This is a genomic window from Microvirga sp. jy35, from assembly GCF_056148915.1.
In genome coordinates this window covers 13,893-40,835 of record NZ_JBWBEW010000044.1, presented here as the reverse complement: position 1 = coordinate 40,835, position 26,943 = coordinate 13,893, and the positions used below count along the sequence as shown (strand labels likewise).

Here is a 26,943-nt window from a genome sequence, read left to right as displayed (position 1 = left end):
AGCCGCTGATTGGTGCGCATGAGATCCTCCTGTGAGAGGATCCTGCCACGGCACCGGTTACAGACTTCTTGTCAAAATGCTTATTATGCGAAATGTTATAATAGATTGACACGGGACGTTCAGGCGCCCTCGCCGCGAGCAAACCTCTACCGATTGATCGTGATCCGCCTAGGAACGCAGCGATTGCGGCCAAGCCTCAGGCGGGCCGAGCGGTGTCGCAGACCAATCGTGCGCCAGGATCAGGGCGGCAGTCTCGCCACTTTTGGCAAGGAAGCCGAGTTGCCGCCGGGCGCTTGCCTCAAGCTCAGCGTCCATCGCGCGCTCCCCTGTTTGGGGAGGAGTTCGCCTCAAGGTCACGAGGGATCTGGATGAGCCGGCGCTGGCTCCCGCAGACCACTTCGCCGGCGCTTAGAGACTGGCCAGGCGCCACTTGGCCATATACGAACAGGCTAAGCTCGGCCGTTAGTGAAAGGTTGCAGATTTGGTCGCTGGACATCAGCAAAGCGTTCCATTGGAGGCAAAAGTTGTCAAAGCCAAGCTTCGCTCTCCTTGTCCATAAGAACTCGTCGGATTTGCGCTCCATGGCAGAGCCATTCTGGCACAGGTTGAGCACCTTCAGGAGAATGCCTGACGAATATCCGGTTCAGGTCAGAGGCGGAAGTGTGTTTCCTTGTATGAAGGTCCGCTTACACCCACACCTCAGATCGGCCGAAGGCTTCGAGAAAGGCCCATCCTAGTAGTTCTTTTGCCTGTGGTTCCGCGACGGGATGATAAGAATTCAGCTGATCGCACTCAAAGCGGGTGCCCAGCGGAGGATTGTCACCGCCGCAGTAAAACTGATGCATTTTCAGGTGCTTAGGTCGCCTTTATCACTGCCCTGTGTAGCACTGCTGTGTAGTCCTGTCGAGCTACTCGCGAAGTGCCTTGTGGAGCGTCGGCGAGCTCTACGTTTGAGTCGGTACGCTAGCGTTAGTTCCTGGGTTGCACGACCTTGTTCGACAACCGGCCCGAACGCGGCAGGTCAGAATAAGCCAAGTTTGCCCTTCTGCGCCAATTCACTTAGCATATTTAGTAGCTCTAATGTGCCTACTTCCGCCGAAGGACTTAAGTGTGACGGCCACAATTGCGGCACTAGAAAAGTGGCGTGCGCCCTACTAACCGAGCCCTACACCCCAACGGGCTGTGAGTTTAGGCGAAGGGATGATCGTCGGGCAGGTTCTTGGTCGTATCAGTCACGGGTGTGACGGCCTGGGTCTCCTCCAGAAAAACGAAGGCGTCGAACTGATCGGGAAGCGAGGCCTCAAAATAGTGGCTCACCCGCTCGGTCTCAGGGAGGTAGAGGACCCCTATAGCGCGCTGCGGCCGCCTGGCGTGTAACACTCTTCTTAGATCCGGCACGCGTAAGTCGAGCAGAAAGCGCTCGGGCCCAACCTCGCGAAAGAGGGCGCCGTGGCTCTCAGGCAGCGAGGGTCGCACGGCCTTGACCTCCGGCGCTGCGCCCCAGCGCGATGCGGCGAGGACATGGCCGCGGTCAGTGCCGAACCCGACAAGCCGAGCTGCATCCCCAAAATGCTGCCTGCAGAGCTCGCCAATGTTCGTCTCACCGCGATCGCGCATGTCAGTGGCGGCAGCGTTTCCAACATGGGAGTTGTGAGCCCAGACCACCGCCTTTGCGGTCGGCCCTCGTGCCTCAAGCAGCGCGAGAAGGGTGTTAAACATGTGCCGGTCGCGCAGGTTCCAGGACGACTCGGCCCCTTTGACTTGTGCACGGTAGAACCCTTCCAAGCTGACCGCCACGCGGGCGTTCTGCAGTGCATCGAAATGGGCCTCGTTGGCAGGTGACGGCGCTCTCGCGGTCAGGATTTCTAGAGCCGATGCAACCTCGTCTTCGCAGGAGTTGAAGCCAGGCCGGATCAAGTCGGCAGCGTAATCAGCCAGATCGTCACCGTAAGCCGCCAGACAGGCATAGTGCCCTCGCACCTCCGCAGCGACCTGGATGTCTGTTTGGGCCATGTAGCCCATCACAGCCTCCATTGAGGCCGCGGTGCTGTAGAGATCGAGACCATAGAAGCCCACCTGTTGTGGCGGCTCGGCTCCAGTATTGCGGAGTTTGAGCCAGTCGACCAGACTACGCATCTCCTCGTTGCGCCACATCCAGGTTGGAAAGCGTCGGAACGGCTTCTCGGGCGCAAGCGGCCGAGGCCTCCCTCGGATGTAAGCGTCAACATGAGCGGCATCGGGCCAGTCGGCCTCTACTGCCACGACAGTAAACCCATGGTGAGTGATGAGGCGGCGAGTAATCGCGGCGCGAGCGTGGTAGAACTCGGAGGTACCATGGGTAGACTCGCCGAGCAGCACAACCTTGGCATCGGCAAAGCGGTCGAACATAGCCCCGAAAGCCTGCTCGTCGTCGAGCGGAGGCAGAGGCTCCGCTCGACGTGCCACAGCGCTGTGCAGGTTGTCATTGCGATTCGAAGTTGAATTCTGGGCGAACGCCAGACTCGATCGAAGAGAGGCTGCAGCCGCAAGCCCGCCAACCAGAAGGGTGCGCCGTGAGATGCTGCCGCCGCCCATGAGAGTCTCCTGTCAAAGGTTTGCAGGAAACACACGTCATTCATGGATTGTTTCAGCCAGATAGCTCTGCGCTGCACCTCAAGCTAGACTTCTTAGCGAGGAAATTGGGAGGAGCAGTCCTCACTTTACGATGTAGCGCACGCGATGATGTGAGATCACCTGACTCAGCTTAGTGTCCTTGGCTGGTTCGTTGACGCCCGATAGCCGGAGGAGTAATGTTCTCTATTCGTTCCAGGCGCTTACCTGAGCACTGGCTCCGACCACGCATTCGCTTCGAGAACGTATCCTCTAACGTCATGACCGCTCATCAAGCATCGCGCACGCTGTTCTTCTTTGAAAAGCCCTCGGCCATGCGCCAGCTGCAGCGGTTCTTCAAATCACCGAGCACGATCTGCGTCTCCGCCGAGGGTCACCTCCTGGCTGCCGAGGAGCCCGGCAATGTCCGCGACGAGTGGAAGCCTTGGCGCTTCGAAACGCTCCCGATCGTGCTCGAGCGTATTCCCGTTACCTATGGCACCAGTCGCTCTGGTCAGTCACACAAGCCCAAGATCGAGGCGATCAAGCAGGCTCTCCAGGGCGTGGAGCGGGTCATCATTGCCACCGATCCCGGACGGGAGGGCTCAATGATCGCCTGGGAGGTGCTCGAGCACGTTGGTTATCGGGGTCCGGTGGATCGTCTCAAGCTGGGAGCGCTCGATGAGGTCTCAATCCGCCGAGCCTTTGCCGCGATGGCCAAGGAGCCTGCTTCCGGCGAGCGGGACTATGCAGCCTACCTCGAGGCCTTGTGCCGCCAGTATGAGGACTATCATCTCGGTCTCAACGGCACGCGCGCCATTTCCCTGCGGCTGCGTCCGCCCACACTCCGGGAGCCCTGGCGCTTTGGCGGCGTGCAGACCCCGACACTTGCTATCCTCGCTGACCTAGAGAAGCGCATTCGCGACTTCATCCCGCAGGACTATTTCAGGATTGCTCTGACCGTCGCGACGAGCAGCGGAGCCGAGATCATCCTCTGGCATGCACCGAAGGACAAGATCCTCGACCAACAGGTTGCTGAGACGATTCAGCAGGCAGCCGCAATCTGGTCGGGCGCACTTGGTGTCGAGCAGAAGGATGTGCGTCGATCGCCCCCTCGCCTGTTCTCAAAAGACACTCTCGCACGCCGCTGCGCCAAGCGGTTCGGCTGGGATCCTCAGCACACGGCGAAGCTCGCCCAGGAGCTCTATGATCAGGGATACCTGACCTATCCTCGCACCGAGTCCGAGCACCTTCCCGACAGCCAGACAGGTGATGCGAGCGCAGTGATCGGAAGCGTCGTTGGGGTCCTGACGGATCTTGCGAGCCTCGTGCCAGCTCCGGGTGACCTCGTGTTCCGCAAGGGCAACAAGGGCCATTACGTCAAGGACCCGGGCGAGCACCACGCCATCGTGCCTTTGCGCAAGGTGCCGCAGTTGGGGAGCATCAGCGGGGATCAACTGCGTCTCTGGCAGCTGGTCGCCAAGAGTTTCTTGGCGGCCCACCTGCCGGACGGCATCGACGCTCGGACCGCCGTTGCAGTGCAGGTCCCGACGCCGCTCGGCCCGAAGCAGTTTTCGGTCAGCGGCAGCGTGATCAAGTACCCAGGCTGGCGGGCCGTCTATGGAGCCGAGGCCGACGAGGATAATGAGGCTGTTCCGGGCAAGGCCAAGCCGGACGACGAGCCTACCACCGGACGCCTACCCCCTATTCGCGATCATGAGCCTGGGACAGCAACGGATGCCCGGATCGAGACAGCCAAAACCGAGCCACCGCGTCGGATCACCCGCGGCGAGTTACCAGTCGTTATGGGGCGCCTCGTCGACCAAGTCGAAGATCCAGCACTAAAAGCAGCTCTGGAGAACCCGGCCAATCCCAATGAGCCCAAGGGCCTTGGCACTGCGGCGACGCGCGATACCATCCTGCCTAAGCTCCAGAAGAGCCAGTATGTTGAGTTGCTGAAGGGTAAGGACCCGCCGATCCAGGTGACGGAGGTCGGGCTCACATTCATCGCTGCTGTTCGTCGTGTCTTTCCAGCCTATGGCGACCCAGTTGGCCGGGCGATGTTTGAGGCTGACCTTGCTGAGATCGGGCGCGCAGCCACACGGGCAGAGGCGGCCCGCCGCGCGGCAGCCTATCAGGAGCGAACCCGCAGCCGTGTCAGAGAGCTAATCACGACGATTGGACAGTCGGGTGCTGTTGCTCTTGATCCAACATATCGCCCAATGCCCTCCGCAGCGGATGGGAAGCCCCCAACAAAGGCAATGATTGCTTTCGCAACATCGCTTGCTGCCCAGCGTGGCTTGAAACTGCCCCGTGGGCTCAAGACCAATAGTGCCATCTGCCGGACGTTCCTGGACCAACATGCACCACAACGATCGTCTGGGCCAGCAAGGGCAGCACCGCAGATGGGCCCGCGTCCTCCAAGTGAGGCAATGGTGCGCTATGCTCGGTCTTTGGCTGAACAGAAAGGGATCGAGTGTCCACCCGCAGTGCTAGCTGACTTTGCCGCTTGCCGCACTTTTCTCGATGAACACTCGCTGAAGGCACAGCATCCTGACGAAAAGAACCGGCCTGTCGCTCCAAGAGGCCGCAGCCCAGCCCGCGCGGGCAACAGCGATGGTGCACCAAAGCGAGCGTCTGCGTCCGTAAGTAGGCCGTCAGGGCCAAGAGCCAAGGCGCCACGTCAGCGCTCAGAATCGCGCACTGTGGCTTTCGGCGAAGACGGATAGTGAAAGCGCCGGCCCCGATGAGGAGCCGACGCCGAAGCGAGTTCGAGCATATCTACTGCGCCGTCGGCCAGGGCATAGCCGCATTCACCGTTGAGACAGGGCCGACACCTTTGTTGACGAACTTCTGCAGGCGCTTACCTGTGTAAGTCTCAGTTGTGTAGATGTTCCCTTTGGAGTCTACAGCAATAGAGTGCACACCGAGGAACATGCCCGGCTGACGACCTCCGTAGCCGAAGTTGTAGAGCTCCTCCATAGTCTGGCGATTGAATACGCGCACATGCTCGTTCACGCCATCAGCGACGTAGAGGAACCGCTGTTCGGGATCATGGGAGAAATCAATGTCCCAAACCGAGCCGTCGGCCAGGGTTTGCGTGGCGACGAACACCTCTTTGACGAAGGTCCCGTCGGTGCGGAAGATTTGGATACGATCATTCGCGCGGTCGCAGACATAGACCAAGCCGTCGTTTGAGACATTGGAGCAGTGCACGGGATTGGCGAACTGCTGGGCCACCGGAGCTGCTGGATTGTAGGGCGGCAGGACGTCGTCAGTCGGCGGCTTGCCGTAGGCGCCCCAGTAGCGCTTGATCTTGCCTGTATCCATGTCGACGACGGCCACACGGTGGTTGAGATAGCCATCCGAGAGATAGGCCTCGTTGGCGTTCTCAACGAGGTCGATCTTCGCGACCCGGCCGAAACTCTCCTGATCATGGCTGTTGGCCTGGTAGGTCGGCGCGGCTGCCGCGGCAGGTGCGGCGGCGGAAGGAGTGGCTGCGCTCGCGGCAGGAGCCGCCCCCGCCAAAGGACCGACAGTGCCCGCGACAGAAGTGGCTGCGCCCGCGGCGGGAACACCGCCGCTCGGCGCTACGCCGGCATACCCAGCCAGTGGATCCGAGGCCGCAGCCGCGGTCTTAGCCTGGCGAGCACCCGCCCGGCCCCACTGGGCGACGAACTTACCGTCGCGGGTGAATTTCAGGACATGCGCATCGCCGGCGCCGTTGCCGCCGATATAGACGAAGCCTTCTACATCGACCGCGATGCCGTGATTGGACGATGGCCACTCATATTCTCTCGTCGGAGAGGGGCCGCCCCAGGCATTCACGAGATTGCCCGCCTGGTCGAACTCCATGATCGGGGGCGATGGATTGCAGCATTCGCCGACACGCTGGCCGGCGCGGTTGCCAGTGATCGGAACCGCCAGTTCCGTATTGTCCAGATTGGCCGGGTCCGAGCCACGGTGAACGATCCAGATATGGTCGCGCGAATCGACCGCCACGCCGATCGCCTGGCCAAGCACCCAGTTGTTGGGCATCGGTTTTGGCCAGAATGGATCGACCTCGAAGCGCGGGGCCTCCTTGCCTTGCGCAATCGCCTTCTGCAGCAGGAGCTGGCTCGTGCCGAGCACCGCCATCACTGCCAGGAAACTTACACCGACAAACGCCCTGCGGCTCCAGAAGAGCTGTCTCATTCTGTTTCCTCCCGGCCCCCATGCCGGGCAGCTTGGCGCCGCTCTTGTCAATAGATCGAAATGTAGCCAAGCTGGGCTCTGCTGTCGAGAACCATTGAGAGTCATGGCGCCCTTTCGGATCGTCTTTGCATTCATCATCGCAGCCGCCCTGCTGATTGGCTGGCCCATGCGCACCTCAGCTCATGAGGTGCCCAACGAGGTCACGGTCCTGGCTTTCCTAAAGCCGGAGGGCAAGACGCTGACCTTCCTGGTGCGGGCGCCGATGGAGTCGCTGCGAGACGTCGATGTGCCGCTAAAGCCTAACGGATTCCTGGACCTGTCGCGGATCGACGCGCCGCTGCAGCACGCCGCCCAGATCTGGATCCGTAATTTCGTTGAAATTTACGAGAACGGCGCCTTGCTAGGGAAGCCCCAGCTTGTCGGCGCGCGAGTGTCGCTGGCCTCCGACCGCTCCTTTGCGAGCTACGACGAGGCGCTGGCCCACATCCGAAGCGGTCCGTTACCGGCTGACACGGAGATCTATTGGAAGCAGGGTCTGCTGGACGTCGCCTATGAATACACGATCCAGTCGGACCGATCAGATTTTGCCATCCGGCCGGGACTGACCCGTCTCGGGCTCCAGGTCAACATCATGATGCGCTTCCTGTCGCCTGACCGCCCGGAGCGGGTATTTGACGTTCACGCCGATGTCGGCATTGTGCATCTCGATCCGAGCTGGCTGCAGGCGTTCCTGCTTTTTGCCGAGGACGGCTTTCTCCACATCCTGGAGGGCATCGACCATCTTCTCTTCTTGCTCGCCCTGGTCATCCCATTCCGACGCTTTCGCCCGCTCGCCATTGTGGTGACCGCCTTTACGATCGCTCATTCGATCACGCTGATCGCTTCGGCCTATGGCTTTGCGCCAGACGCCTTGTGGTTCACGCCGCTGATCGAGACGCTCGTGGCAATCTCGATCCTCTATATGGCGCTGGAGAACATCGTCGGCCCCAGCACAGAGAGGCGCTGGTTTGTCGCCTTCGCATTTGGTCTCGTGCATGGTTTTGCCTTCTCGTTCCTGCTGAGCGAACGCCTACAATTTGCCGGCTCGCACCTGATCACCTCGCTCTTGGCGTTCAATGTCGGTGTAGAGGTCGGGCAGTTGCTTGTGCTGGCGGTGGCGGTGCCGGCACTTGGTCTCTTGTTCAAGTATGTGGTCCCCGAAAGGATCGGCACGATTATACTGTCAGCGCTGGTGGCGCATACCGCTTGGCACTGGATGACGGAGCGCGGCGGCGAGCTCGTGCAACATCCCTGGCCAGTGATCGACGCCGGGGCACTCTCGACCGTGCTCTGGTGGGCGATGGCCGCAGTCGCAGTGGCGGCGATACTCTGGCTGTTCTCTGGCCTGGTGCGTCGCTGGCAGTCACACCCTAGCGAGGAAGGTGATCGGGCCGCCCAGCCCCGTGTTTCCTAGTGCTGCGTGGTACCGGCATAGGCATCGAACCACATCAGGCTGGGCTGAGCATCTCATCCTGAGTGGGTATCTGAGGCTGTCCGAGGCCCAAATCATGAGATGATGAACTTTCGCGGCTCATCCGAACGCAGTGAGCAGGGAGGGTCAGATGCCAACCTTCATTGGTTATGGACGATCCACCCGAGAGGCTATGCGCAGCATGTTGCAGACCTCTGAAGATCGGATTGAGCCTGTCTCCAAGCTGTTCGAGCCTCTGGGGACAGCCGATCTCCTGGCAAATGACCCCGGGCTGTGAGTTCGACTGGATGCTCCTGGAGGCTCCCGACGAGGGGGTCATGGCCACAGCCGGTCTTGTTGCAACAGGTGGTAGGGCTCAGGACACCAAGGTAGCTCGTGCTCGTACCCTTAGGAGAAACTATGAAGATCTTCGCACCGACCGGAGCTGGCGCGTCAGCCGAAAGCGGCTTAGGCACCTTCCGGGATAAGGATGGGCTGTGGTCCCGCTTTGACCCGATGAAGCTCGCCACACCAGAGGCATTCGCTCACAATCCGGACGAGGTGCATGCCTTCTACAACATGCGCCGCCAGAACCTCCTGTCGGCAGAGCCCAACGCCGCTCACCGGGCGCTTGCCCGCTTGGAGGCCGGTCTGGACGAGCGCGGCGGTAGCCTGTTTCTGTGTACCCAGAACATCGACGACCTTCACGAGCGGGCGGGCTCACAGCGGCTCGTCCATATGCACGGCGAACTGCTCAAAGCCCGTTGCACACCCTGTGGTGGGACAATGCCATGGCACAAAGACTTGAGCGTCGAGGTCCCCTGCCCGTCCTGCCGCTATTCCGGAGGGTTGAGACCTCACGTAGTCTGGTTTGGCGAGATGCCGCTGGAGATGGATGCGATCTATGACGCTCTGCTCGGGGCAGACCTTTTTGTTGCCATTGGCACTTCGGGCTCCGTCTACCCGGCAGCAGGCTTCGTATTGGAGGCACGGGGACATGGCATCCGCACCTGCAAGATCAATCTGGAGCCCTCGGATAACGCCCGCCAGTTTGATGAGGGACGGTATGGGCCAGCCAGTGAGGCCGTCCCAGCGTGGGTTGAGCAGGTACTCTCGTCAAGATCTCCGGGCGACAAGGCGGGTTTACGGCTCCCAGCTTATCTCATCCCAAATAGTAGAACCGTCACGTTGGCGTACGGCCGGACGAGGAGCATAGTTCTGCTCTCCCGTTCTACGTTCGGCGGAGGTGTTCATGTCCAGCCTTCTTGTCCATGTCACCTGTGGGCCTGAAAACCCCACTAAGGCTGCACTCGCCTTCTTCGTCGCGGCAGCAGCGGTCGAGGCAGGGCATCAGGTTTACGTGTTCCTGGCAGGCGATGCGGTTCAACTCATCCGCGAACCCACGCGCACCGGCCTCGTCGGGCTTGGTACGGGTGCCCTTCGGGAGCATTTCGACAAGGTGATCACCGGAGGTGGCCAGCTCTATCTCTCGGCTGGGTCCTGTGCCGCGCGGGGTGTCAGCGATGCGGACCTTCAAGGTGTCCCTCACGAGAAGGCCGGTCCGCCTATGCTGGTGCGGCTGGTGATGGAGTGCGACCGCAGCATCGTCTACTGACCCGGTGCATCTCACGAGCCAGGAGGGGAGACCTGATGGCAGAAGCTGTTTCCATTTCCGTCCTTGATAACTTTGCGGCAGCCTGGAACCGGCATGACCCGGATGCAATCCTGTCGATGATGACGGAAGACTACGTGTTCGAGGCCAGCCGTGGTCCTGACGTGAAGGGGACGATCTTTACAGGTCAGGCTGAAGTCCGCCGTGGAATTGAGGAGGTTTTTGCAACCTTTCCGGATGCCCGATGGAATGGTCCTAAGCACTTCATTGCTGGAGATCGGGGCGTCTCCGAGTGGGTGTTCACAGCCACAGGGCCTGACGGTGCTCATGTGGAGGTCCAAGGCTGCGATATCTTCACCTTCCGCAATGGCAAGATCGCAGTCAAGAACTCGTACCGGAAGCAGCGCACCCGCTGATCTCCGGAATTCCTCTTGTTCATCATCGAAGTACGGGTACGCTCGGCTCTCCAATATGTTGCGGGAGAGCACAGGCATGAACGGCGCTGCCACAGATCATCGAAGCCTCTGGTTCCTCAATACCTATGTCACGATCCGTATCTCGTCACGGGATGGTTCGGACGGCATCTCAGTGCTTGAGCACCGAGCCTCACAGGGGGACTCTCCGCCGCTGCACATCCACCATGACGAGGATGAAATCTTCCACGTGCTTGAAGGTGAGGTGCGCTACCGAGTCGGAGATCAGGAGCACCGCGCCAGCGCCGGAGAAACGCTGCTCACTCCGAAAGGCATTCCTCACACTTACAGGGTGGAGTCGGCTGAGGCCCGCATGCTCACCATCACCCGAGGCGAATTCGAGACCTTCATCCGCGCCTTTGGCCGTCCTGCTGAACGGCAGGGGCTGCCTGATCCATCCGGTCCACCCACCCCCGAGCAAGCTGAGGCCCTTGCGCGTGCCTGCCGTCAATTCGGGATAGAACTCGTAGGGCCACCGCTTTCATAGAATGGGTTACCCGTTTGCGGGATGCTCCTCGACGAGGGTGCCGATCAGACGCAGCAATTCCTGCTGTTCCGGCCCTGCGCCCCGCCCCAGGAAAGCCGCGATATCTTCATGTTCCACCTGCCCTCCGGAAGCGACATTGGCTTCGTGGCGGACGAACAAAGCCCCTGAAGGGTCTCGGATGAGGTACCAGCGGTCACCGCTTGAACTTTCATAGAGCTTGCGCGCCTTCTTCATGCGGGCTCCTGTCGGGTCGAAATGGCACAACCACTGTAACGCATCGCGGCAAAAGGCGGAAAGCACTGATTGATCAAGCACGGCTTCAGGATGATCCAAGCCGCATGATCAACCGAGCCTGGGAAGGGGTCCCTCACCGGAATGATGCTGGATCTCTCAACTGGACAGGCTCTGCTGGGCGGATAGCCCGGATCGCAGGCTTGTAGACGATCTGCCTTTCATGACCCCGAACAAGCCAGATCTCATGGTTTAGTGCACCTAACAAAACTGGGGTGAGAGCGTTGGTTCGGCATGGCCAAACCTCTTGTTTCCGACGCCCTCTGGGCGGTGATCGAGCCGCTCCGGCACGCCCTAGGAGATGCTGCTCAGGAAATGGGCTGCGGCCCTGGCATGACGTGCTGGCGACGCTTGCGCGATTGGCAGCAGGCGGGTGTCTGGCAGAAGCTGCAGCAGGTTCTGCTCGACCGCCTGGGCCGCCACAACGCCATCGACTTCAGCCAGGCTACTCTGGACAGTGCGGCGGTTGCGGCCAAAAAGGGGGCGCGGCGACCAGCCCGAACCAGACCGAATCAGCAGGCCTTGACCCAGTCGGTGCCGCAAGCTTCTTCGGTCGTTTGTGCGCTTCGGCTGATGTCCGGCTTGATCGCGGCGACTGGTGCCTGGTCGCTCCAGGAAGCCAGCGTCACGCCGACTGCATCCTCGACCGCACGCGGGCTGACCAGGTAGTTGTTGCTGATCATCGAGAAGACCAACTTGCGGCCGTCCTTGGTCGATACGTACCCCGACAGCGCGGTGACGCCGGTAAGTGAGCCGGTCTTGCCGTGTAGGTTGTTCGCCGCGGGCGTGTTGGCCATCCGGCTGCGCAGCGTGCCGCCGGTGAACAGGTCGGGGTTGCCCGCGATCGGCAACGCGTCGTACCACTGCTGGAACCACGGCTCCTTCTGTGCCGCCAGCAGGATGTCGGTGACGCTCTTCGCGGTCACGTTGACCTTGCGGGACAGACCAGAGCCGTCGGACAGCCGGATCGTGCTGGTGTCAACGCCGACGCTCTTCGCGTAGTCGGTGACGACACCGAGCCCGGCGGACCAGCTGCCGTTCGCCTTCGCCACCGCGCCCATCGCCTTCACCAAGGTCTCGGCGTGCATGTTGTTCGAGAGCTTGAGGAACGGGTTCATCAGTTCGCCGACCGTCATCGACTCGTCCCGGGCCAGTCGTCGCGCGCCGGCCGGAGTTGCGCCCGCGCGGATGTGCCCGTCGACCCAGACGCCCTCGGCGGCGAGAGCGCGGCGGAACACGTCGGCGGCGTACGTGGCCGGCTCCCAGACGGTCACCCACTCCTGGCCGAGCGTGTCGTCGGCGGGGACGGAGCCGGTCACCCGGACGATATTGGTGCCGTGGTCACGTTCGATCGACAGCGTGTTGCTCGAACCGGCCGCACCAGTCGTCGCGGTGTTCACGAGCTTGAGGACGCCGTTGGCCGGGACCAGTTTCAGTTTCACCGGGGCCCCGACCGTGGCGCCGGGCAGGCTCTCGACGATCGCAGTACCGGAGTCGTAATCGGTGTTCGGCGCAAGGGTGAGGGCCGAGATCTGGGCCGAGTAGTAGAACAGCTCGTCGTCCCAGGCCCAGCTGTCGCCGAGGCGCACCTTGTCGAAGTAGGTGTCGTCCGCGATCAGGTCGCCGTCGATCCGCCGTACGCCGGACGTCGCGATCTGCTTGGCCAGGGCGACGTAGTCCGACTCGAGCGCGGTCGGGTCGCCGTACCCCTTCAGGTACAGGTTGCCGCGCAATTTACCGTTGCGGACGGTCGCAGTGGCGAGGACGTCGGTGTGGAACCGGAAGCCGGCGCCCAGGGTGTGCATCGCGGCCATCGAGCTGAACAGCTTCGTGCTCGAAGCGGGCAGCAGCCGGGTCGAGCCGTTCCGGTCGTAGAGCGTCTCGCCGGTCACCGCGTCCCGGACCACCAGGCCGACCTGAGATCCGGTGAACCGCGCATCGGCAAGCAAGGTGTCGAGTTGCTGCTGCAACCCGGTCGCCTGGACCGCGACCGGCGCACCGGCCGACTGGCTGACGAGACCGGCGGTCGCCGCCAATGCCGCCGCGACCGCCACCACTGCACGCGGCGTCGCGACGACTCTCGGTAAAAACTTCACGGATGCCTCCTTCGATTCGGGCGGAAACCAACTATCGGGAGTCTCCATCCCGTTGCCCTCGCGGTCCAGTGATCGCGCCGATTTTGTTGTCTCTCAGAGCGCCAACGGATTCGTGCTGAGCTGGGACGTCACCGCTGGGTGGTGGAGCGCACTCTGGCCTGGTACGGGCAGTTCCGCCGTCTAGCTATCCGCTATGAGCGCAGGGCCGACATCCACATGGCCTTCCTGACCATCGCCTCAGCCTTGATCACCTAGCGCTTCGTCCAGAGATGGTCTTGTCAGGTGCACTTAAGGGTGCCCTCATCGATAGCCTGACGCCTGCAATTCAAACAGTTCGGCGTAGCGACCGCCTGATGCAACAAGCTGTTCGTGTGAGCCAGCCTCCACGACCTGCCCGTTCTCGAGAACAAGGATGCGGTCGGCCATCCGCACGGTCGAGAATCGGTGCGAGATGAGAATGGCGGTCTTTCCCAAGCTCAGATCCCGGAACCGCTGGAAGACCTCGTATTCAGAGCGGGCGTCGAGAGCGGCGGTTGGCTCATCCAGAATAAGCACCTCCGCATCCCTCATGTAAGCGCGCGCGATGGCGATCTTCTGCCATTCGCCTCCGGAGAGGTCCGCCCCCTCGTGAAACCGCTTGCCAAGCGGCTGGTCATAGCCATGAGGCAGGCGTTCGATAATACGATCGGCGAAGCTGCGCTCCGCCGCCTGCTGAATCCGGCTGCGATCATCGGAGGCCTCGATGCGGCCTGCTCCGATGTTCTCGCCGGCCGTGAAGTGAAACCGCACGAAGTCTTGGAAGATCACGCCGATGTTGCGCCGCAGGTCCGTCAAATCGTAGTCGCGCAGGTCGCAGCCATCGAGAAGAATCCGTCCCTCCGCCGGGTCATAGAGCCTGGCGAGAAGCTTGACGATTGTAGTCTTGCCGGCTCCGTTCTCCCCAACCAAAGCTACGACCTCACCGGCTGTCAGCGTCCAGCTCAGGTGACGGACCGTCCAGTGATCTGAATCTGGATACCGGAAGCCCACGTTTTCAAACACGATCCCCGTCCGCAGCGGCTGCGGGAAGGGCCGTGGATGTGCCGGTGACGCGATACTCGGGCGAACATCAAAGAATGAGAACAGATCCTCCAGGTACAGCGCTTGCCCCGCGATCTGTGAGAACCCCAGAAGCAATCCCTCGAGCAGCCCCCGCAGCCGCAGGAAGGATCCGGACAGAAACGTCAAGTCACCGATGCTGAACTCGCCCCGGACGGTTCGCCACACGATCAGAGCATAGGCCAAGTAGTAGGCGCATGATGCGATCGCGGCGAAGAGCGTGCCCCATGCGGCCCGGCGGATCGCAAGCCGCCGATTGTCCGCATACATGCGATTAGCGAAGCCTCTGAAGCGCTCGACCAGGAAGGCGTTGAGGCCAAAAAGCTTGATCTCCTTCGCGGTCTCGACGCTCGAGCCGAGATAACGGATATAATCGAGCTGACGTCGCTCCGGGGTGCGGAAGTAGTTGAGTCGATAGCCCTGCGCGTTGAAATGCACCTCGCCGACAAAGGCCGGCAGGAGAGCAAGGATGATCAGGATGATGAGCCATGGCGCATAGACGAGCAGGCCCGCAGCGAGCGAAAGGACGGTGAGCACATCCTGTGCCTGCCCGAAGATCTGGGTCAGGAGAGTAGTTCGCCCGGTGACCTGACGGCGAGCCCGTTCCAGTCGGTCCTGCTGATCACTGCTCTCGAACTGCTCGAGATCCAGACTCGTCGCATGCTCCATCAGCCGCACACTGGCGAAGTTGCTGTAGCGCTCGGATAAGAGGCTATCGACGAGGGAGCTGGCCCGCCCTAAGAGATCAGCGATGATCGCGAGGGCCAGCTCCAAAACGAGCAGCCCACCGAGAAAATCAAATCGGCCGCTCCCGATCCAATCGCTGAGATTTGCCCCTGGTGACGCGAGCTGTGTCTGGGCCACCACCTCATCAATGATGAGCTTCCCGATATAGAGTATCATAATAGGCAGGACTGAACGTGTCAGTCGCAGCCCGAGACTTGCCGCTGTAAGAGCAGGGCTGGCCTGCCAAACCAGACGGAACAGAGACGGGAGGTGACGCAAGGCGCCGACCCGCTCACGCAGCGAGCGGCTGGTGGGGAACACTGGAGCAGCCATCCCATTAAGATGGGGTCCAGGGCTCACTCGTCGAGCCACCTAACTGCTGCAGCTGTGGGGCCCCGGTGCTTTGCGGAGGGCGCCCATTCCTTGCATAGTTTCCTCGTGTGAGGCCGAGCATATTCTGGCGCCGCCCCCTATGGACGGAACGATGAGGCTACTGAGCGGCTGAATATGTACAGGGAGACCAACATGGAAATCCGAGCTGCGAATACGATCACGACCAAGCGCGCTCCCGCGGATGCCTTTACAGGCACGGTCTGGCACGACCCGATCATCGATGCCTCGGCTCCAGCCCGAGTCCGCGCCGCACGTCTCAGCTTCGAGCCAGGCGCTCACACTGCCTGGCATACCCACCCGTTGAGACAAACCCTGCATGTCCTCTCCGGGGCCGGCCGTGTCCAAACTTGGGGCGGACCCGTCCGAGAGATCAGCCCTGGAGACACTGTCTGGATTCCCCCGGGCGAGAAGCACTGGACGAATCCCATGTCACCTGGATGGAGCATGTGACCGACGAGCAGTACGATGTCGCACCGGAGGCCTGAGGTGGCCTTATTAACCCCATCCTCCTCGCTTGTGATCCAGCACAAGGATAGAAGCCGATCGTCTCGGAGGGCACCATGACAGACTATAGCCAAGACAAGTCCCATGATCAGCATGAGCACTGGAAACACCACGGCGTTCGAGTGATCAAGGGTGACCGCCTCGATCCGAACACCGCTCAGACCCCGGGCATGTTTCGCCAGGCCGCGATCAATCATGCACGGGTTGGAGCACAGAAGATCTGGGCAGGGACGGTGTCGATCCAGGCAAATGCCAAGACCGGAGTGCATCACCATGGTGAGTTGGAGAGCGTGATCTATGTCGTACGAGGCAAAGCTCGCATGCGCTGGGGTGAGCAGTTGGAGTTCGTTGCGGAAGCTGGGCCTGGCGACTTCATCTATGTGCCGCCCTTTGTGCCCCATCAGGAGATCAACGCCAGTCCGGATGAGCCCCTCGAATGCGTTCTCGTGCGTAGCGATAACGAGGCCGTGGTCGTGAACATTACCGACGTGGATCCTGTCGAAAAGCCGGAGGAGGTCTACTGGGTCGACCCAATCCACAAGCAGCCGGAATAAGGGCATTCCAGAACCACAAATCCTACAAGTCAATAACAGCCCCGGTGCTTTCCTAGGCTGACTGCAGGGTCACTTAGCTCCCCGCAGAGGCGGCGGGATCAGCGCCAAGGACGGAGTTCACACCAAAATGCAGGTCTACCGCTCGCTGGAAGAACGATTTGCACGCATTAACTCGATCGAGGACGCGATCGGTATTCTGCAATGGGACGCTGAGACCACGATGCCGGAAGGGGCTGCCGACAGCCGTTCGGACCAGCTCGCGACGCTTAAGGGTCTCGCCCATGAACTGCTCACCGCGCCCGACATGGGCGATCTGCTGGCCCAGGCCGCCGAAGACGGGGATCAGCTCGACGATTGGCAACGTGCCAACCTGCGCGAGATGAAGCGGATCTACCTCCATGGTTCTGCCGTTCCGGCGGACCTCATCGAGGCCAGCTCCAGAGCCGTGTCCAAGTCGGAATTGGTCTGGCGGGAGGCGAGACAAAACGGAGATTTCGCCCTCCTTCTCCCGCACCTGGCGCAGGTGCTCTCCTTCCAGCGGCAGATCGGCCAGGCCAAGGGCGAGGCGCTCGAACTGTCACCTTACGACGCTCTCCTCGACAGCTACGACCCCGGTCTGCGCCAGGAGACAATTGATCCACTCTTTACAGAGCTTGGCGCCGAGCTGCCGGCCCTGATCCAGGAGGCGCAGGAGCGCCAGAAGGGATTCCCTGCCATCCAGCCGCTCAACGGCCCCTTCCCTGTTGACGATCAGCGACGCATCGGCGAGCAGTTGATGAAGGCCGTCGGGTTCGATTTCAACCAAGGCCGGCTCGACGTGAGCCTGCATCCGTTCTGCGGTGGATCCACGGGCGACGTCCGGATCACCACCCGTTACAGCGAGGCAAACTTCATGAGCGCGCTCATGGGCGTGCTTCATGAGACCGGACATGCACTCTATGAGCAGGGCCGCCCGGAGACGTGGCGCCGCCAGCCGGTCGGTCTCGCACGCGGGATGAGCATGCACGAGAGTCAATCGCTGCTTATCGAGATGCAGGCCTGCCGAAGCCGGGAGTTCGTCACCTACCTCGCCCTTCTTGTACAGGAGACGTTCCAAGGCGAGGGTCCAGCGTGGAGCCCGGAGAACCTCCACCGGATCTTAACCAAGGTGGAGCCGGGGTTCATCCGCGTGGATGCCGACGAGATCACCTACCCGGCTCACATCCTGGTCCGCTACAAACTCGAGAAGGCGTTGATTGCCGGCGATCTTCAGATCCAGGACTTGCCCGCAGCGTTCAATGAGGAGGTCAAGAAGCTTCTCGGTCTCACAGTTCTCAATGACAGCCTGGGATGCTTGCAGGATATCCACTGGCCTGGCGGCGCGTGGGGCTACTTCCCCACCTACACGCTTGGCGCCATGACGGCGGCCCAGCTCTTCAGAGCGGCCTGTCAGGCTGACGCGGACATCCTTCCAGGCCTGTCGAAGGGTGATTTTGCTCCTCTTCGAGCATGGCTGCGCGCCAATGTTCATGCAAAGGGCAGCCTGATGACCACCGATCAGCTTCTGAGAATCGCAACCGGGCGACCGCTCACTGCGGAGGTCTTCCGCACCCACCTGCAGGAACGATATCTCGGACGCTGAAAGGGTCAAAGTTGCACATGAAGACGATCATCTTCACGCTGGACCGGTCGTTCTCCCGGACAGCCATCATCCTGTTCACGATTTTCGTCTCTCTTGGACTGCCTGCCAGCCGAGCCGCGGCTCAGCCTGACAGCGATCCATGCCGGCCAGTCCAATATGCTGACAGCACCTTCGTGGTTTGCACGGTGGATCTCAGACAATACGAGGTGAGGTTGTTCTGGCGCGGACTGGACGGGGAGGTTCTTGGCTCGTTTGATCGGTTGAAAGAGACACCGGAGGGTTCACGCCTTGCGGTCGCGATGAATGCGGGCATGTACCATGAGGATCGCTCGCCCGTGGGACTTTACATTGAGAACGGAAAGGAGCTGAAGGCGGCCAACACAAGGAACGGCCCCGGAAACTTCCACCTCAAGCCCAACGGCATCTTTTATGTCAAAGGCCGTCAGGCAGGCGTGCTCGAGACAGGAGCCTATCTGAGGCGGAAAATGAGGCCGGATTTCGCAACGCAATCGGGCCCGATGCTCGTCATCAACGGGCAAATCCATCTTCAGTTTTCTGAACAAAGCACCTCACGAAAGATCCGGAACGGCGTTGGCGTGAAAGGCCAAGACACGGTCGTGTTTGCGATTTCAGACGACCCGGTCACGTTCAGCACATTCGCTCGCTTGTTCCGGGACGAGCTAGGTTGTCCGAATGCACTATTCTTGGATGGAAGTGTCTCCAGCCTCTATGCCCCTTCATTGGAGAGGATGGACTCGCTCATGCCTATGGGGCCGATCGTCGGGGCTTTACGCCGACGCCCATAGTAAGTGGCTTCAGCGGAAGTGCGGACGTTTCAAGTCGAAGCTGTAGGCGGAAAATGCGATGCCGTCAGGATCCATGCACAAAGTGGTCATTCACAAAGCGGGTGGTTACAAGCAGCTTAAGCTCGAAACTCATCCGGTGCCCAAACCCGGTGATCGACAGGTTCTGATCCGCACCGAGGCGGTGGGCGTGAACTATGCTGATATCTGTGTTCGTTGGGGCGTGTACGAGTCCGCGCGCCGGTTCGTGGGCTGGCCGATCACGCCCGGTTTCGAATATTCAGGCTGGGTGGAAGACGGTGGCCGTGAGATCAAGCATGTGAAGCCCGGCGATCCGGTGTTTGGTGTTACTCTCTTCAACGGCTACTCCACGCATGTGTGTGCTCCGGCAGATCTGGTGTGGCCTAAGCCTCAGACTCTGGACTTTGAGGCCGCCGCTGTTTTCTTGGCCGTCCACCTGACTGCGTATTATGGCTTGCTGCAGAACGTGGTGATCCGGCCCAACATGAGAGTGCTCGTGCATTTGGCCGGCGGCGGAGTAGGCTCAGCGCTTGTCCAACTATGCAAGTTGCACAATCTGCACGTGACTGGTGTGGTGGGGAGAAGTCACAAGGTCGAGTATGTGCGCCAACTCGGCGCAGACGCCGTGATCGACAAATCCACTCAGTCGCTCTGGGATGAGGCCAAGCGCCTATGTCTTGACGGCTACGACTTGGTCTTTGACGCGAACGGCCCTGAACCCTAGCGCAGAGCTACGCCCATCTGAAGCCCACGGGTAAGCTGTTGGTCTATGGCTTTCATAGTTTGTTGCCCAAACAGGGTGGGCGCATCAACTACCTCAAGGCAGCCCTCGGAATGCTGAAGATGCCGCGCTTCAGCCCTTTGTCGATGGCAACTGAGAACAAAGGCGTGGTGGCGTTCAATTTGTCGTTTCTCTTTACCCGCACCGACCTGCTGCACGCGGCCGTGAACGATCTCACCGCCTGGGTAGAAGCAAGGGACATTCAGGTGCCAAAGTTTCGTTCTTTTGCACTGGCAGATGTGGCGCAAGCGCATCGAACTCTGGAGTCAGGCGAAACCACGGGCAAGGTGGTCTTGCGAACAGCACCACCCTTCGTCAGTGCGGCAGCGTACGAGGCAACTGTTCACCAAGCCTCTGCTCCCGATCGATGAGCGCCAGAGTTGCTTGAATGCGTTGTGGAAGAGGCTGCCTGATCACGTCCGCGTAAATTGAGCGGAGTTCTTGCCCGATCCGGCGCAGGAGTTCGGTGTCGGAGACTGCTGAAGGTCGCTTGCCACCATCAGGTCCGTTGTCCATCTCCACCTCCCAATCAGCAGCCATCCCCTGAGTACCGCTTCGTTACCCGATCGTTAACCATCTTTCTTTTCGGCTGTGGAAATCGGGCAGAACCCTCTGAATGCTCGAGTTTTGCACTTGCATAGCCAGCATCACAACCAAATTGGCAGATTGCCTCCGGTGGAGCCAAGTTAATCCGAATCGCCGCAAAAAAGCCCTGAAACAAACCCAGAACATCTGGAGCTACAGAAAGAGAGCATCCTCGTCAGCGGCGCTATCCATTGTTACAGTCGGAGAGGCTGAGAGATCGTCTCGGTAGGCACCATGAACCAGATGATTCGCCCCTCACAAGTTGATCAGAGGCCCGTCCTCGAGACGCTCGCAGGATCGGTGGAGCGTGTCACCTTCCACAATGCGGAGAATGGCTTCGCTGTTCTGAAGGTCCACACCCGTGGCAAGCGTGACCTTGTGACGGTTGTTGGTCATACGCCTGCGGTTTCTGCTGGGGAGTGGATCACCGCAAGTGGCATTTGGATCAGCGACCGCACCCATGGGCTTCAGTTCAAGGCTGAGGTACTCAAGACCACGCCACCAACTGGTGCCGAGGGCATTGAGAAGTATCTTGCCTCAGGTCAGATGCGCGGCATCGGACCGGCCATGGCCAAGCGCATTGTTGCGGCCTTTGGCGTCGATACCTTTGAGATCATCGAGGCTACCCCGGAGCGCCTGACGGAGGTTTCTGGAATTGGCCCCATGCGAGCCTCTCGGATTGTCTCAGGCTGGGCCGAGCAGAAGGCGATGCGGGAGATCATGATCTTCCTGCATGCCCATGGCGTCGGCACAGCCCGGGCGGTGCGCATCTTCAAGACGTATGGCTATGAGGCCATCCAAGTCATGACCGAAGACCCATACCGGCTGGCGAAGGACGTGCGTGGGATTGGCTTCAAAACGGCGGATGCCATCGCGGCCAAGCTCGGGATGGAAAAGACTGCCCCGCAGCGCATCCGGGCCGGTATCTCGTTCGCCCTTCAGACGGCGACGGACGAGGGGCACTGCGCTCTGCCGGTCGAGGCTCTCACCCGTTTGGCCGAGCAGTTGCTCGAAGTGGACGGAGAACTGATCCGAACGGCTATTGTCGAGGAGCTTGCCAAAGGAGAGATCATCTCCGACACCATCAGCGACGAGACTTGTCTCTTCCTCAAAGGTCTGCATTTGTCCGAGCAAGCCATTGCGTCTCGGTTGATCGAGCGAGCGTCTGGCGCACTGCCCTGGCCTGAGATCGACATCGACAAGGCCATTCCATGGGTGGAGAGCCGCACCGGCAAGACCCTGGCAACCTCGCAGCGCGAGGCTCTGAGGCTGGTGCTCGGCTCCAAAATGGCCGTAGTGACCGGTGGTCCTGGTGTCGGCAAGACAAGCCTGCTCGACACAATTCTGCGCGTGTTGGTTGCCAAAGGCGTTCGCGTCGCGTTGGCAGCACCCACAGGTCGGGCGGCCAAGCGCATGACCGAACAGACCGGGTTGGAGGCCAAGACCATCCACCGTCTGCTGGAGATCGACCCTAAGCATGGTGGCTTCTCACGCAATGAGGAGAACCCACTCGACTGCGATCTGCTGGTGGTGGACGAGACCTCCATGGTCGATGTGCCGCTCATGAATGCCCTGACCAAGGCCATCCCGCCTTATGCCGGTCTGCTGCTGGTCGGCGACGTGGATCAGTTACCTTCGGTTGGATCGGGGCAGGTGCTGGCCGATATCATTGCCTCAGAGCGCATTCCGGTGGCTCGGCTGACCGAGGTCTTCCGGCAGGCAGCGGAAAGCCGGATCGTGGTGAACGCCCATCGGATCAACAAGGGCCAGATGCCTGAGCCGCAGAAGGCAGGAGAGGAGAGCGACTTCTACTTTGTCGAGATTAATGATCCCGAGGAGGGTGTGCCGAAGATCATCCAGATGATCAAGGAGCGCATGCCGCGCCGGTTCGGGCTTGATCCGATGAAGGATGTTCAGGTGCTCTGTCCCATGAACCGGGGTGTGCTCGGCGCTCGCAACCTCAACATCCAGCTCCAAGAAGTGCTCAATCCCAATCCTTCATCCAAGGTGGAGCGGTTTGGCTGGCGTTTCTCGCCGGGAGACCGGGTCATGGAGACCCAGAACGACTATGATCGGGAGGTGTTCAACGGCGATCTCGGCATGGTGGTCCGGATCGACGACGAGGAGGGAGCGTTGATTGCCTCATTCGATGGCCGGGAGGTGTTCTACCCGTTCGGCGAACTCGATACGCTGGTACCTGCCTACGCCACCACCATTCACAAGTCGCAGGGTTCGGAATATCCCGCCGTGATTATCCCTGTCGTAACGCAGCACTACACCATGCTGGCCCGCAACCTGCTCTACACGGGGGTCACCCGTGGCAAGCGGCTGGTCGTGCTGGTAGGCCAGAAGAAAGCTGTCGGGATTGCAGTCAGGGGCGGGCAGATGAAGAGGCGCTGGACGAAACTGCGGGAATGGTTGGCTGCCCACTGATCGACAGCTCAAACTTCCTTTCTCATGGCGCGTTCGAAGTATGGGGCGTCAACACCATCCGCACGTCTTGAGGTGATATAAGCCAGACCATGCCGCTGCTCGCATACACCCACTCAGGAGAGCCGCTGATTGCTCCACTGATGACCGATCACGAATGGGAGCGATTGCGATCAGCGCGACATCGCGATGCATGGATGCCGTATGGGAAAGGGCGGGCGATCCCGAAGACATCGCGTCTTGGAACACGCTTCTTCGCCCATCCTCCTGGGCAGACTTCCGAGGGAGCAAAGGAAAGCGACCTTCATCTCTATATCAAGGCACAGAGCCTGATTGGGGCTCGAGCCGCAGGTTGGGATGCCCTGCCGGAGCAATCTGGGACAATACCCGATGGTCAGGATTGGCGGGCTGATGTCCTGTGCCGCCGGCTTGGAAAGCCCTGGACTGTCGCTATTGAAGCCCAGGTTCAGTTCCAGGGCGAGGAAGCCTACCGCCAGCGGCAAGAGCGCTATGTGGCTTCAGGAATACGCGCGCTCTGGCTGGTTGCTCATGAGCCTGCAGCCTTGCATCACTATTGGCTCAGGCCTGACCCACATCTACCGGCCTTCAAGACCACGACTTGGAAGGATCAGGATGGCCAACCGGGAGCGCACGTGCATGTCGATGGCCTGTCGCTCAGCATCTCCGACTTTGTCGCTGGTGCACTCAGCGGGCAGCTTCAGTGGTATGGGAATGGCCGGCACGGGATCATCCCACTCGTTCTTCGTGAGGACCAATGTTGGCACCGCACCTGCCGAAAAAGAGTTCTCCTGGCCTACAGGGCCGAAGCAGCACGCGGAAACCCTCTTGAAATTGAGGTGGTCCAAGCGATGGAGGGCTATGCAGACGCTTATGCCAAGGCTCAAGCGGCTCTTCCTGATCTCGCAGAAAGCCCACAGCCCTTCAGAAAAGTCCTCGCGTCACGCTGTCCCCATTGCAAACGAGAGATTCGGTATCAGCGTGAAGACTGGGCGGGCCAGACCGCTACTTATAAGTTGCCGATTGGCATCAATATCCCGGAGCAGGGAAGCGAGATCGGCTTGAATCCACATGCCCAGTGGCGCTGGGGGCCCGAGGCTCGGTGGCCCCACTGGGCTCCCCTCGGCGGCATAGGTCCGATCTCCCATCAGCCTCTTGAGATGCGGCCGAGGCGCCTGGGCCTTAGGACAGGTTGATGTATCTCGATCGCCGAACTTAACGCGAGAGCCACAGGTCCTGCATCCGGAGTGAGGAGCTTGCAGTGCCGCAGAGCTGTGTCTAACAATCGGCGATCAGGAGATCATTCATGCTGCACGTTCTGGCCTATATCACTGCAAAGCCCGGTATGCGCGAAACCGTGCTCCGGGAGTTCCAAGCGAACATGCCGGCCGTTCATGCTGAAGAGGGTTGCATCGAGTACGTTCCCGTTGTCGATCTTCCGGCATTCGGACCCTCCCAAACCGAACTTGGGCCAGACACCTTTGTCGTGGTCGAGAAATGGGCGAGCCCTGAAGCCCTCAAAGCGCACGCAGCCGCCCCGCATATGCAGGCCTATACTGAGCGGACAGCTGACATGATCGAGACCCGCGTGATCCACGTCCTCTCGCCTCTTCAAAGTCCTGCCTGACGGCCCCTGACGAGTCGCGCTTTGATTACACGGTCTACCGCAGCGGCTCCCGTCAGCACTTACCCGACGTTGTCCACCTGCTGCTGGAGTTCTCCTTTGATCAGATTCTACTACAACCTTGCCCCAAACCCGATGAAGGTTGCTCTGTGCCTGGAGGAGATGGGCCTCCCGTATGAGCACAAGCCCGTGGATACACGCAAAGGGGAGCAGCACCAGCCTGACTTTCTGGCCATCAATCCGAATGGCAAGGTGCCTGTGATCATCGACCAGGATACCGGCGCAAGGGTTTTCGACTCGAATGCGATTCTGCTCTATCTTGCGGAGCGGACTGGACAGTTTCTGCCCGACAGCACACCGGTTGCCCGTGGTGAGCTTCTCTCTTGGCTGATGTTCATCGCAACGGGCGTGGGCCCATTCTCCGGCCAAGCCGTGCATTTCAAGCACTTTGCGCCTGAGCCCAAGGACTACGCTGTCAATCGTTATCTGTACGAAGCGAAGCGGCATTACGGCATCATTGATGCCCATCTATCCAGGCAGCGCTACATGGTGGGCGAGACTTATACCATCGTCGATATGGCCCTGTGGGGCTGGGCGCGCATGGTGCCGTTCATCTTAGGCGAGAATACCTGGGGTGTCCTCCCGAACCTCAAGCGTGTTTTTGATGAGATCAGCGCTCGCCCGGCAGCACAGTCCGCTGCCGCGCTGAAGGAGCGGCACAGCTTCAAAGCTGAAATGGATGACGAGGCACGCCAACATATGTTCCGACATTTGGCTGCCCCGGCTCGCTGACCATTCTCGCGTGCCGCTGTTCCTCCGTCCAGCCAGCAAAATGGCCGCTGGGCGGAGGCAAGAGCCGTGGAGGGCCATCGATGTCCAGGTGAGTTCCTCGTCGGACGCTGGAAGAGTGGCACCAGATATGCCGAACGGCTCAGGCGCGAAGCTGCTGAGGCAGCCTTCCCGTTCTACGTCCCGCAGAATGTCCGATGGACGCGCTGGTGCGGTTCCGGTGGCTCAGAATAGTGGGCGAGAGTTGGCTGATCTTCATAGGGATTCAAGAGGACCATCAGAAGCTCTTCGAAAGGAGCAAAGTCGTTCCGCTCCACCGCAGCCTGTATCACCGCCTCCACGCGATGGTTGCGCGCAATGAAGGCTGGATTGACGGCTCGCATAGCAGCTTGGCGGCTCGCGCCGTCCCCTGTCTCAAGGCTCAACCGCTCCCGCCAGCGGGCGGCCCAGGCGTCATAAGCAAGCGGATTGATGAAAAGGTTTCGGACGGCCTCGTCTCCCTCGGGTCCAGCGGCCGCATCGCTCAGCCGCCGGAAGGTCAGGCTGAAGTCGGCCTGGTTCTCGGCCATGGCCTTCAGGAGATCCCCGGAAAGCGTCGGGTCGTCCTCGCGCTCCCTCAGCAGCCCGAGCTTGCGCCTGAGCCCTGCGTGATAGGCCGCCTCGAACCTGCCCGGAAAAGCTTCGAGTGCTTCATTCGCCTCGGCGGCGGCCTTCTCGTCGTCCTGGGACAGGAGCGGCAGAAGCGTCTCAGCCAGCCGCGTCATATTCCAGAGGCCAATGCGCGGCTGGTTGCCATAGGCGTAGCGGCCCTGCCGGTCGATGGAGCTGAAGGCCGTTGCGGGATCGTAGGTATCCATAAAAGCGCACGGGCCATAGTCGATCGTCTCGCCGGCGATGGACATGTTGTCGGTGTTCATGACCCCGTGGATGAAGCCGATATGCAGCCAGCGAGCGATAAGGTCTGCTTGGGCAGCAATGACTTGGTCCAGGAACGCGCGATACGGTCTGTCGCTCTCGGCGGCCTGCGGATAATGTCGGGCAATGATGTAGTCGGCGAGTTGGCGCAGCGCTTCCACATCCTGCCGGGCTGCGAAGAACTGGAACGTGCCGATTCGGACATGACTTGAGGCGACACGGGTGAGCACCGCACCGGGAAGCGGCGTCTCGCGGATAACGGTTTCTCCTGTCAATACTGCAGCGAGCGCACGTGCTGTCGGCACCCCAAGCGCGGCCATTGCCTCGCTGACGAGATACTCGCGCAGGACTGGTCCCAACGCCGCCCGCCCGTCACCTCGGCGCGAGAACGGCGTCGGCCCTGAGCCTTTGAGCTGGATGTCCCGGCGGATGCTATTGCGGTCGATCACTTCACCGAGGAGAATGGCGCGGCCGTCACCGAGCTGCGGCACAAAGTTCCCGAACTGATGACCCGCATAGGCCATGGCGATGGGCTCAGCCGCATCCGGAACGCGGTTGCCGGATAGAAGCTCAACGCCTTCAGGACTGGAGAGACGATCAGGGTCAAGGCCGAGGTGTAACGCGAGATCCCGGTTCAGTCGGATGAGCCTCGGAGCCGTAACGGCTTCGGGTTCTACGCGCGCATAGAACCGATCAGGCAGGCGTGCGTAGGTGTTGTCGAAGGGGAAATGAATTATCATGGTCCGGGCTCACCACAAGGACCACGTGAAATCGTAATGGGTGCCTCGGAAAACAAGAGTCGGACTGTAAATCCGGACTGGGCTCAAGGCACTCCCACTGCAATCTTGTATACCTGATCTGCCCACACGCATAGGAGCGGACCACCCCC

General features: G+C 60.7%; 20 protein-coding genes and 4 pseudogenes. 17 read left to right on the top strand and 7 right to left on the bottom strand.

The window, feature by feature from the left end:
- Positions 1–168: 168 nt before the first annotated feature.
- Together AC0QTX_RS23145 and AC0QTX_RS23140 are read right to left on the bottom strand one after the other, a co-directional pair.
- A complete protein-coding gene (locus AC0QTX_RS23145) occupies positions 169–315 on the bottom strand; it encodes a hypothetical protein (RefSeq protein WP_474606166.1) in 147 nt (48 codons plus the stop codon).
- 873 nt (positions 316–1,188) lie between these two features.
- On the bottom strand, positions 1,189–2,574 hold the full coding sequence (locus AC0QTX_RS23140) for an erythromycin esterase family protein (protein ID WP_474606165.1): 1,386 nt from the start codon (positions 2,572–2,574) through the stop codon (positions 1,189–1,191).
- A gap of 296 nt (positions 2,575–2,870) precedes the next feature.
- Between AC0QTX_RS23140 and AC0QTX_RS23135 the strand changes: the two genes are divergently transcribed.
- A complete protein-coding gene (locus AC0QTX_RS23135; protein ID WP_474606164.1) occupies positions 2,871–5,318 on the top strand; it encodes a type IA DNA topoisomerase in 2,448 nt (815 codons plus the stop codon).
- A 52-nt stretch (positions 5,319–5,370) separates the two neighbouring features.
- Here AC0QTX_RS23135 and AC0QTX_RS23130 read toward each other — a convergent pair whose 3' ends face one another.
- Positions 5,371–6,783 carry an NHL repeat-containing protein gene (locus tag AC0QTX_RS23130; protein WP_474606163.1) on the bottom strand — a complete coding sequence of 471 codons (1,413 nt, stop codon included), beginning with the start codon at positions 6,781–6,783 and terminating at the stop codon, positions 5,371–5,373.
- 103 nt (positions 6,784–6,886) lie between these two features.
- Between AC0QTX_RS23130 and AC0QTX_RS23125 the strand changes: the two genes are divergently transcribed.
- The 5 genes and pseudogenes from AC0QTX_RS23125 (at position 6,887) to AC0QTX_RS23105 (ending at position 10,805) form a co-directional block, all read left to right on the top strand.
- Positions 6,887–8,236, top strand: coding sequence for a HupE/UreJ family protein (locus tag AC0QTX_RS23125; RefSeq protein WP_474606162.1), 1,350 nt, complete (start codon positions 6,887–6,889; stop codon positions 8,234–8,236).
- A 417-nt stretch (positions 8,237–8,653) separates the two neighbouring features.
- Positions 8,654–9,349, top strand: a pseudogene (locus AC0QTX_RS23120) (NAD-dependent deacylase); the annotation flags it as partial.
- A 136-nt stretch (positions 9,350–9,485) separates the two neighbouring features.
- Positions 9,486–9,848 carry a DsrE family protein gene (locus tag AC0QTX_RS23115; RefSeq protein ID WP_474606161.1) on the top strand — a complete coding sequence of 121 codons (363 nt, stop codon included), beginning with the start codon at positions 9,486–9,488 and terminating at the stop codon, positions 9,846–9,848.
- Between the two features lie 35 nt (positions 9,849–9,883).
- The gene (locus AC0QTX_RS23110) at positions 9,884–10,261 is read left to right on the top strand and encodes a nuclear transport factor 2 family protein (protein ID WP_474606160.1); all 378 of its coding nucleotides are present in this window, start codon (positions 9,884–9,886) and stop codon (positions 10,259–10,261) included.
- Between the two features lie 76 nt (positions 10,262–10,337).
- Positions 10,338–10,805, top strand: coding sequence for a cupin domain-containing protein (locus AC0QTX_RS23105; protein WP_474606159.1), 468 nt, complete (start codon positions 10,338–10,340; stop codon positions 10,803–10,805).
- A 6-nt stretch (positions 10,806–10,811) separates the two neighbouring features.
- On the opposite strand, the gene AC0QTX_RS23100 is transcribed toward AC0QTX_RS23105, so the two are convergent.
- Positions 10,812–11,039, bottom strand: a complete 228-nt coding sequence (locus AC0QTX_RS23100) for a hypothetical protein (RefSeq protein WP_474606158.1) — start codon at positions 11,037–11,039, stop codon at positions 10,812–10,814.
- Positions 11,040–11,405: 366 nt separating this feature from the next.
- On the opposite strand from AC0QTX_RS23100, the pseudogene AC0QTX_RS23095 reads away from it, so the two are divergent.
- A pseudogene (locus tag AC0QTX_RS23095) lies at positions 11,406–11,608 on the top strand (IS5/IS1182 family transposase); the annotation flags it as partial.
- On the opposite strand, the gene dacB reads toward AC0QTX_RS23095, so the two are convergent.
- A complete protein-coding gene (dacB, locus tag AC0QTX_RS23090) occupies positions 11,609–13,192 on the bottom strand; it encodes a D-alanyl-D-alanine carboxypeptidase/D-alanyl-D-alanine endopeptidase (protein ID WP_474606157.1) in 1,584 nt (527 codons plus the stop codon). It lies immediately after the preceding pseudogene.
- A gap of 120 nt (positions 13,193–13,312) precedes the next feature.
- On the opposite strand from dacB, the pseudogene AC0QTX_RS23085 reads away from it, so the two are divergent.
- Positions 13,313–13,447, top strand: a pseudogene (locus tag AC0QTX_RS23085) (transposase); the annotation flags it as partial.
- Between the two features lie 45 nt (positions 13,448–13,492).
- Here the strand turns inward: AC0QTX_RS23085 and AC0QTX_RS23080 are convergent.
- Complete coding sequence (locus AC0QTX_RS23080) at positions 13,493–15,349, bottom strand: ABC transporter ATP-binding protein (protein ID WP_474606156.1); 1,857 nt, start codon at positions 15,347–15,349, stop codon at positions 13,493–13,495.
- Between the two features lie 192 nt (positions 15,350–15,541).
- On the opposite strand from AC0QTX_RS23080, the pseudogene AC0QTX_RS23075 reads away from it, so the two are divergent.
- The 9 genes and pseudogenes from AC0QTX_RS23075 to AC0QTX_RS23035 all read left to right on the top strand — a co-directional run bounded on the left by AC0QTX_RS23075 (position 15,542) and on the right by AC0QTX_RS23035 (position 25,142).
- Positions 15,542–15,894 (top strand): annotated as a pseudogene (locus tag AC0QTX_RS23075) (cupin domain-containing protein).
- Positions 15,895–15,969: 75 nt separating this feature from the next.
- Entirely contained in the window at positions 15,970–16,467 is a 498-nt protein-coding gene (locus tag AC0QTX_RS23070; protein ID WP_474606155.1) for a cupin domain-containing protein, read from the top strand.
- Between the two features lie 127 nt (positions 16,468–16,594).
- Positions 16,595–18,088, top strand: coding sequence for a carboxypeptidase M32 (locus AC0QTX_RS23065; RefSeq protein ID WP_474606154.1), 1,494 nt, complete (start codon positions 16,595–16,597; stop codon positions 18,086–18,088).
- 17 nt (positions 18,089–18,105) lie between these two features.
- The gene (locus AC0QTX_RS23060; protein ID WP_474606153.1) at positions 18,106–18,894 is read left to right on the top strand and encodes a phosphodiester glycosidase family protein; all 789 of its coding nucleotides are present in this window, start codon (positions 18,106–18,108) and stop codon (positions 18,892–18,894) included.
- Positions 18,895–18,952: 58 nt separating this feature from the next.
- Positions 18,953–19,636 carry a zinc-binding dehydrogenase gene (locus AC0QTX_RS23055; protein WP_474606152.1) on the top strand — a complete coding sequence of 228 codons (684 nt, stop codon included), beginning with the start codon at positions 18,953–18,955 and terminating at the stop codon, positions 19,634–19,636.
- Between the two features lie 38 nt (positions 19,637–19,674).
- Entirely contained in the window at positions 19,675–20,064 is a 390-nt protein-coding gene (locus tag AC0QTX_RS23050; RefSeq protein WP_474606151.1) for a zinc-binding dehydrogenase, read from the top strand.
- A 448-nt stretch (positions 20,065–20,512) separates the two neighbouring features.
- The gene (gene recD2, locus AC0QTX_RS23045) at positions 20,513–22,711 is read left to right on the top strand and encodes an SF1B family DNA helicase RecD2 (RefSeq protein WP_474606150.1); all 2,199 of its coding nucleotides are present in this window, start codon (positions 20,513–20,515) and stop codon (positions 22,709–22,711) included.
- A gap of 1,321 nt (positions 22,712–24,032) precedes the next feature.
- Positions 24,033–24,353 carry a putative quinol monooxygenase gene (locus tag AC0QTX_RS23040; protein ID WP_474606149.1) on the top strand — a complete coding sequence of 107 codons (321 nt, stop codon included), beginning with the start codon at positions 24,033–24,035 and terminating at the stop codon, positions 24,351–24,353.
- A 96-nt stretch (positions 24,354–24,449) separates the two neighbouring features.
- A complete protein-coding gene (locus AC0QTX_RS23035; protein ID WP_474606167.1) occupies positions 24,450–25,142 on the top strand; it encodes a glutathione S-transferase family protein in 693 nt (230 codons plus the stop codon).
- A 173-nt stretch (positions 25,143–25,315) separates the two neighbouring features.
- On the opposite strand, the gene AC0QTX_RS23030 is transcribed toward AC0QTX_RS23035, so the two are convergent.
- The gene (locus AC0QTX_RS23030) at positions 25,316–26,794 is read right to left on the bottom strand and encodes a protein adenylyltransferase SelO (RefSeq protein ID WP_474606148.1); all 1,479 of its coding nucleotides are present in this window, start codon (positions 26,792–26,794) and stop codon (positions 25,316–25,318) included.
- Positions 26,795–26,943 lie beyond the last annotated feature (149 nt).

What these genes read in the sequence shown, in the direction of transcription:
- AC0QTX_RS23145 (WP_474606166.1), bottom strand. Translation starts at nt 315, where the DNA reads ATGGACGCTGAGCTTGAGGCAAGCGCCCGGCGGCAACTCGGCTTCCTT.
- AC0QTX_RS23140 (WP_474606165.1), bottom strand. Translation starts at nt 2,574, where the DNA reads ATGGGCGGCGGCAGCATCTCACGGCGCACCCTTCTGGTTGGCGGGCTT.
- AC0QTX_RS23135 (WP_474606164.1), top strand. Translation starts at nt 2,871, where the DNA reads ATGACCGCTCATCAAGCATCGCGCACGCTGTTCTTCTTTGAAAAGCCC.
- AC0QTX_RS23130 (WP_474606163.1), bottom strand. Translation starts at nt 6,783, where the DNA reads ATGAGACAGCTCTTCTGGAGCCGCAGGGCGTTTGTCGGTGTAAGTTTC.
- AC0QTX_RS23125 (WP_474606162.1), top strand. Translation starts at nt 6,887, where the DNA reads ATGGCGCCCTTTCGGATCGTCTTTGCATTCATCATCGCAGCCGCCCTG.
- AC0QTX_RS23115 (WP_474606161.1), top strand. Translation starts at nt 9,486, where the DNA reads ATGTCCAGCCTTCTTGTCCATGTCACCTGTGGGCCTGAAAACCCCACT.
- AC0QTX_RS23110 (WP_474606160.1), top strand. Translation starts at nt 9,884, where the DNA reads ATGGCAGAAGCTGTTTCCATTTCCGTCCTTGATAACTTTGCGGCAGCC.
- AC0QTX_RS23105 (WP_474606159.1), top strand. Translation starts at nt 10,338, where the DNA reads ATGAACGGCGCTGCCACAGATCATCGAAGCCTCTGGTTCCTCAATACC.
- AC0QTX_RS23100 (WP_474606158.1), bottom strand. Translation starts at nt 11,039, where the DNA reads ATGAAGAAGGCGCGCAAGCTCTATGAAAGTTCAAGCGGTGACCGCTGG.
- AC0QTX_RS23080 (WP_474606156.1), bottom strand. Translation starts at nt 15,349, where the DNA reads ATGGCTGCTCCAGTGTTCCCCACCAGCCGCTCGCTGCGTGAGCGGGTC.
- AC0QTX_RS23070 (WP_474606155.1), top strand. Translation starts at nt 15,970, where the DNA reads ATGACAGACTATAGCCAAGACAAGTCCCATGATCAGCATGAGCACTGG.
- AC0QTX_RS23065 (WP_474606154.1), top strand. Translation starts at nt 16,595, where the DNA reads ATGCAGGTCTACCGCTCGCTGGAAGAACGATTTGCACGCATTAACTCG.
- AC0QTX_RS23060 (WP_474606153.1), top strand. Translation starts at nt 18,106, where the DNA reads ATGAAGACGATCATCTTCACGCTGGACCGGTCGTTCTCCCGGACAGCC.
- AC0QTX_RS23055 (WP_474606152.1), top strand. Translation starts at nt 18,953, where the DNA reads ATGCCGTCAGGATCCATGCACAAAGTGGTCATTCACAAAGCGGGTGGT.
- recD2 (WP_474606150.1), top strand. Translation starts at nt 20,513, where the DNA reads ATGAACCAGATGATTCGCCCCTCACAAGTTGATCAGAGGCCCGTCCTC.
- AC0QTX_RS23040 (WP_474606149.1), top strand. Translation starts at nt 24,033, where the DNA reads ATGCTGCACGTTCTGGCCTATATCACTGCAAAGCCCGGTATGCGCGAA.
- AC0QTX_RS23030 (WP_474606148.1), bottom strand. Translation starts at nt 26,794, where the DNA reads ATGATAATTCATTTCCCCTTCGACAACACCTACGCACGCCTGCCTGAT.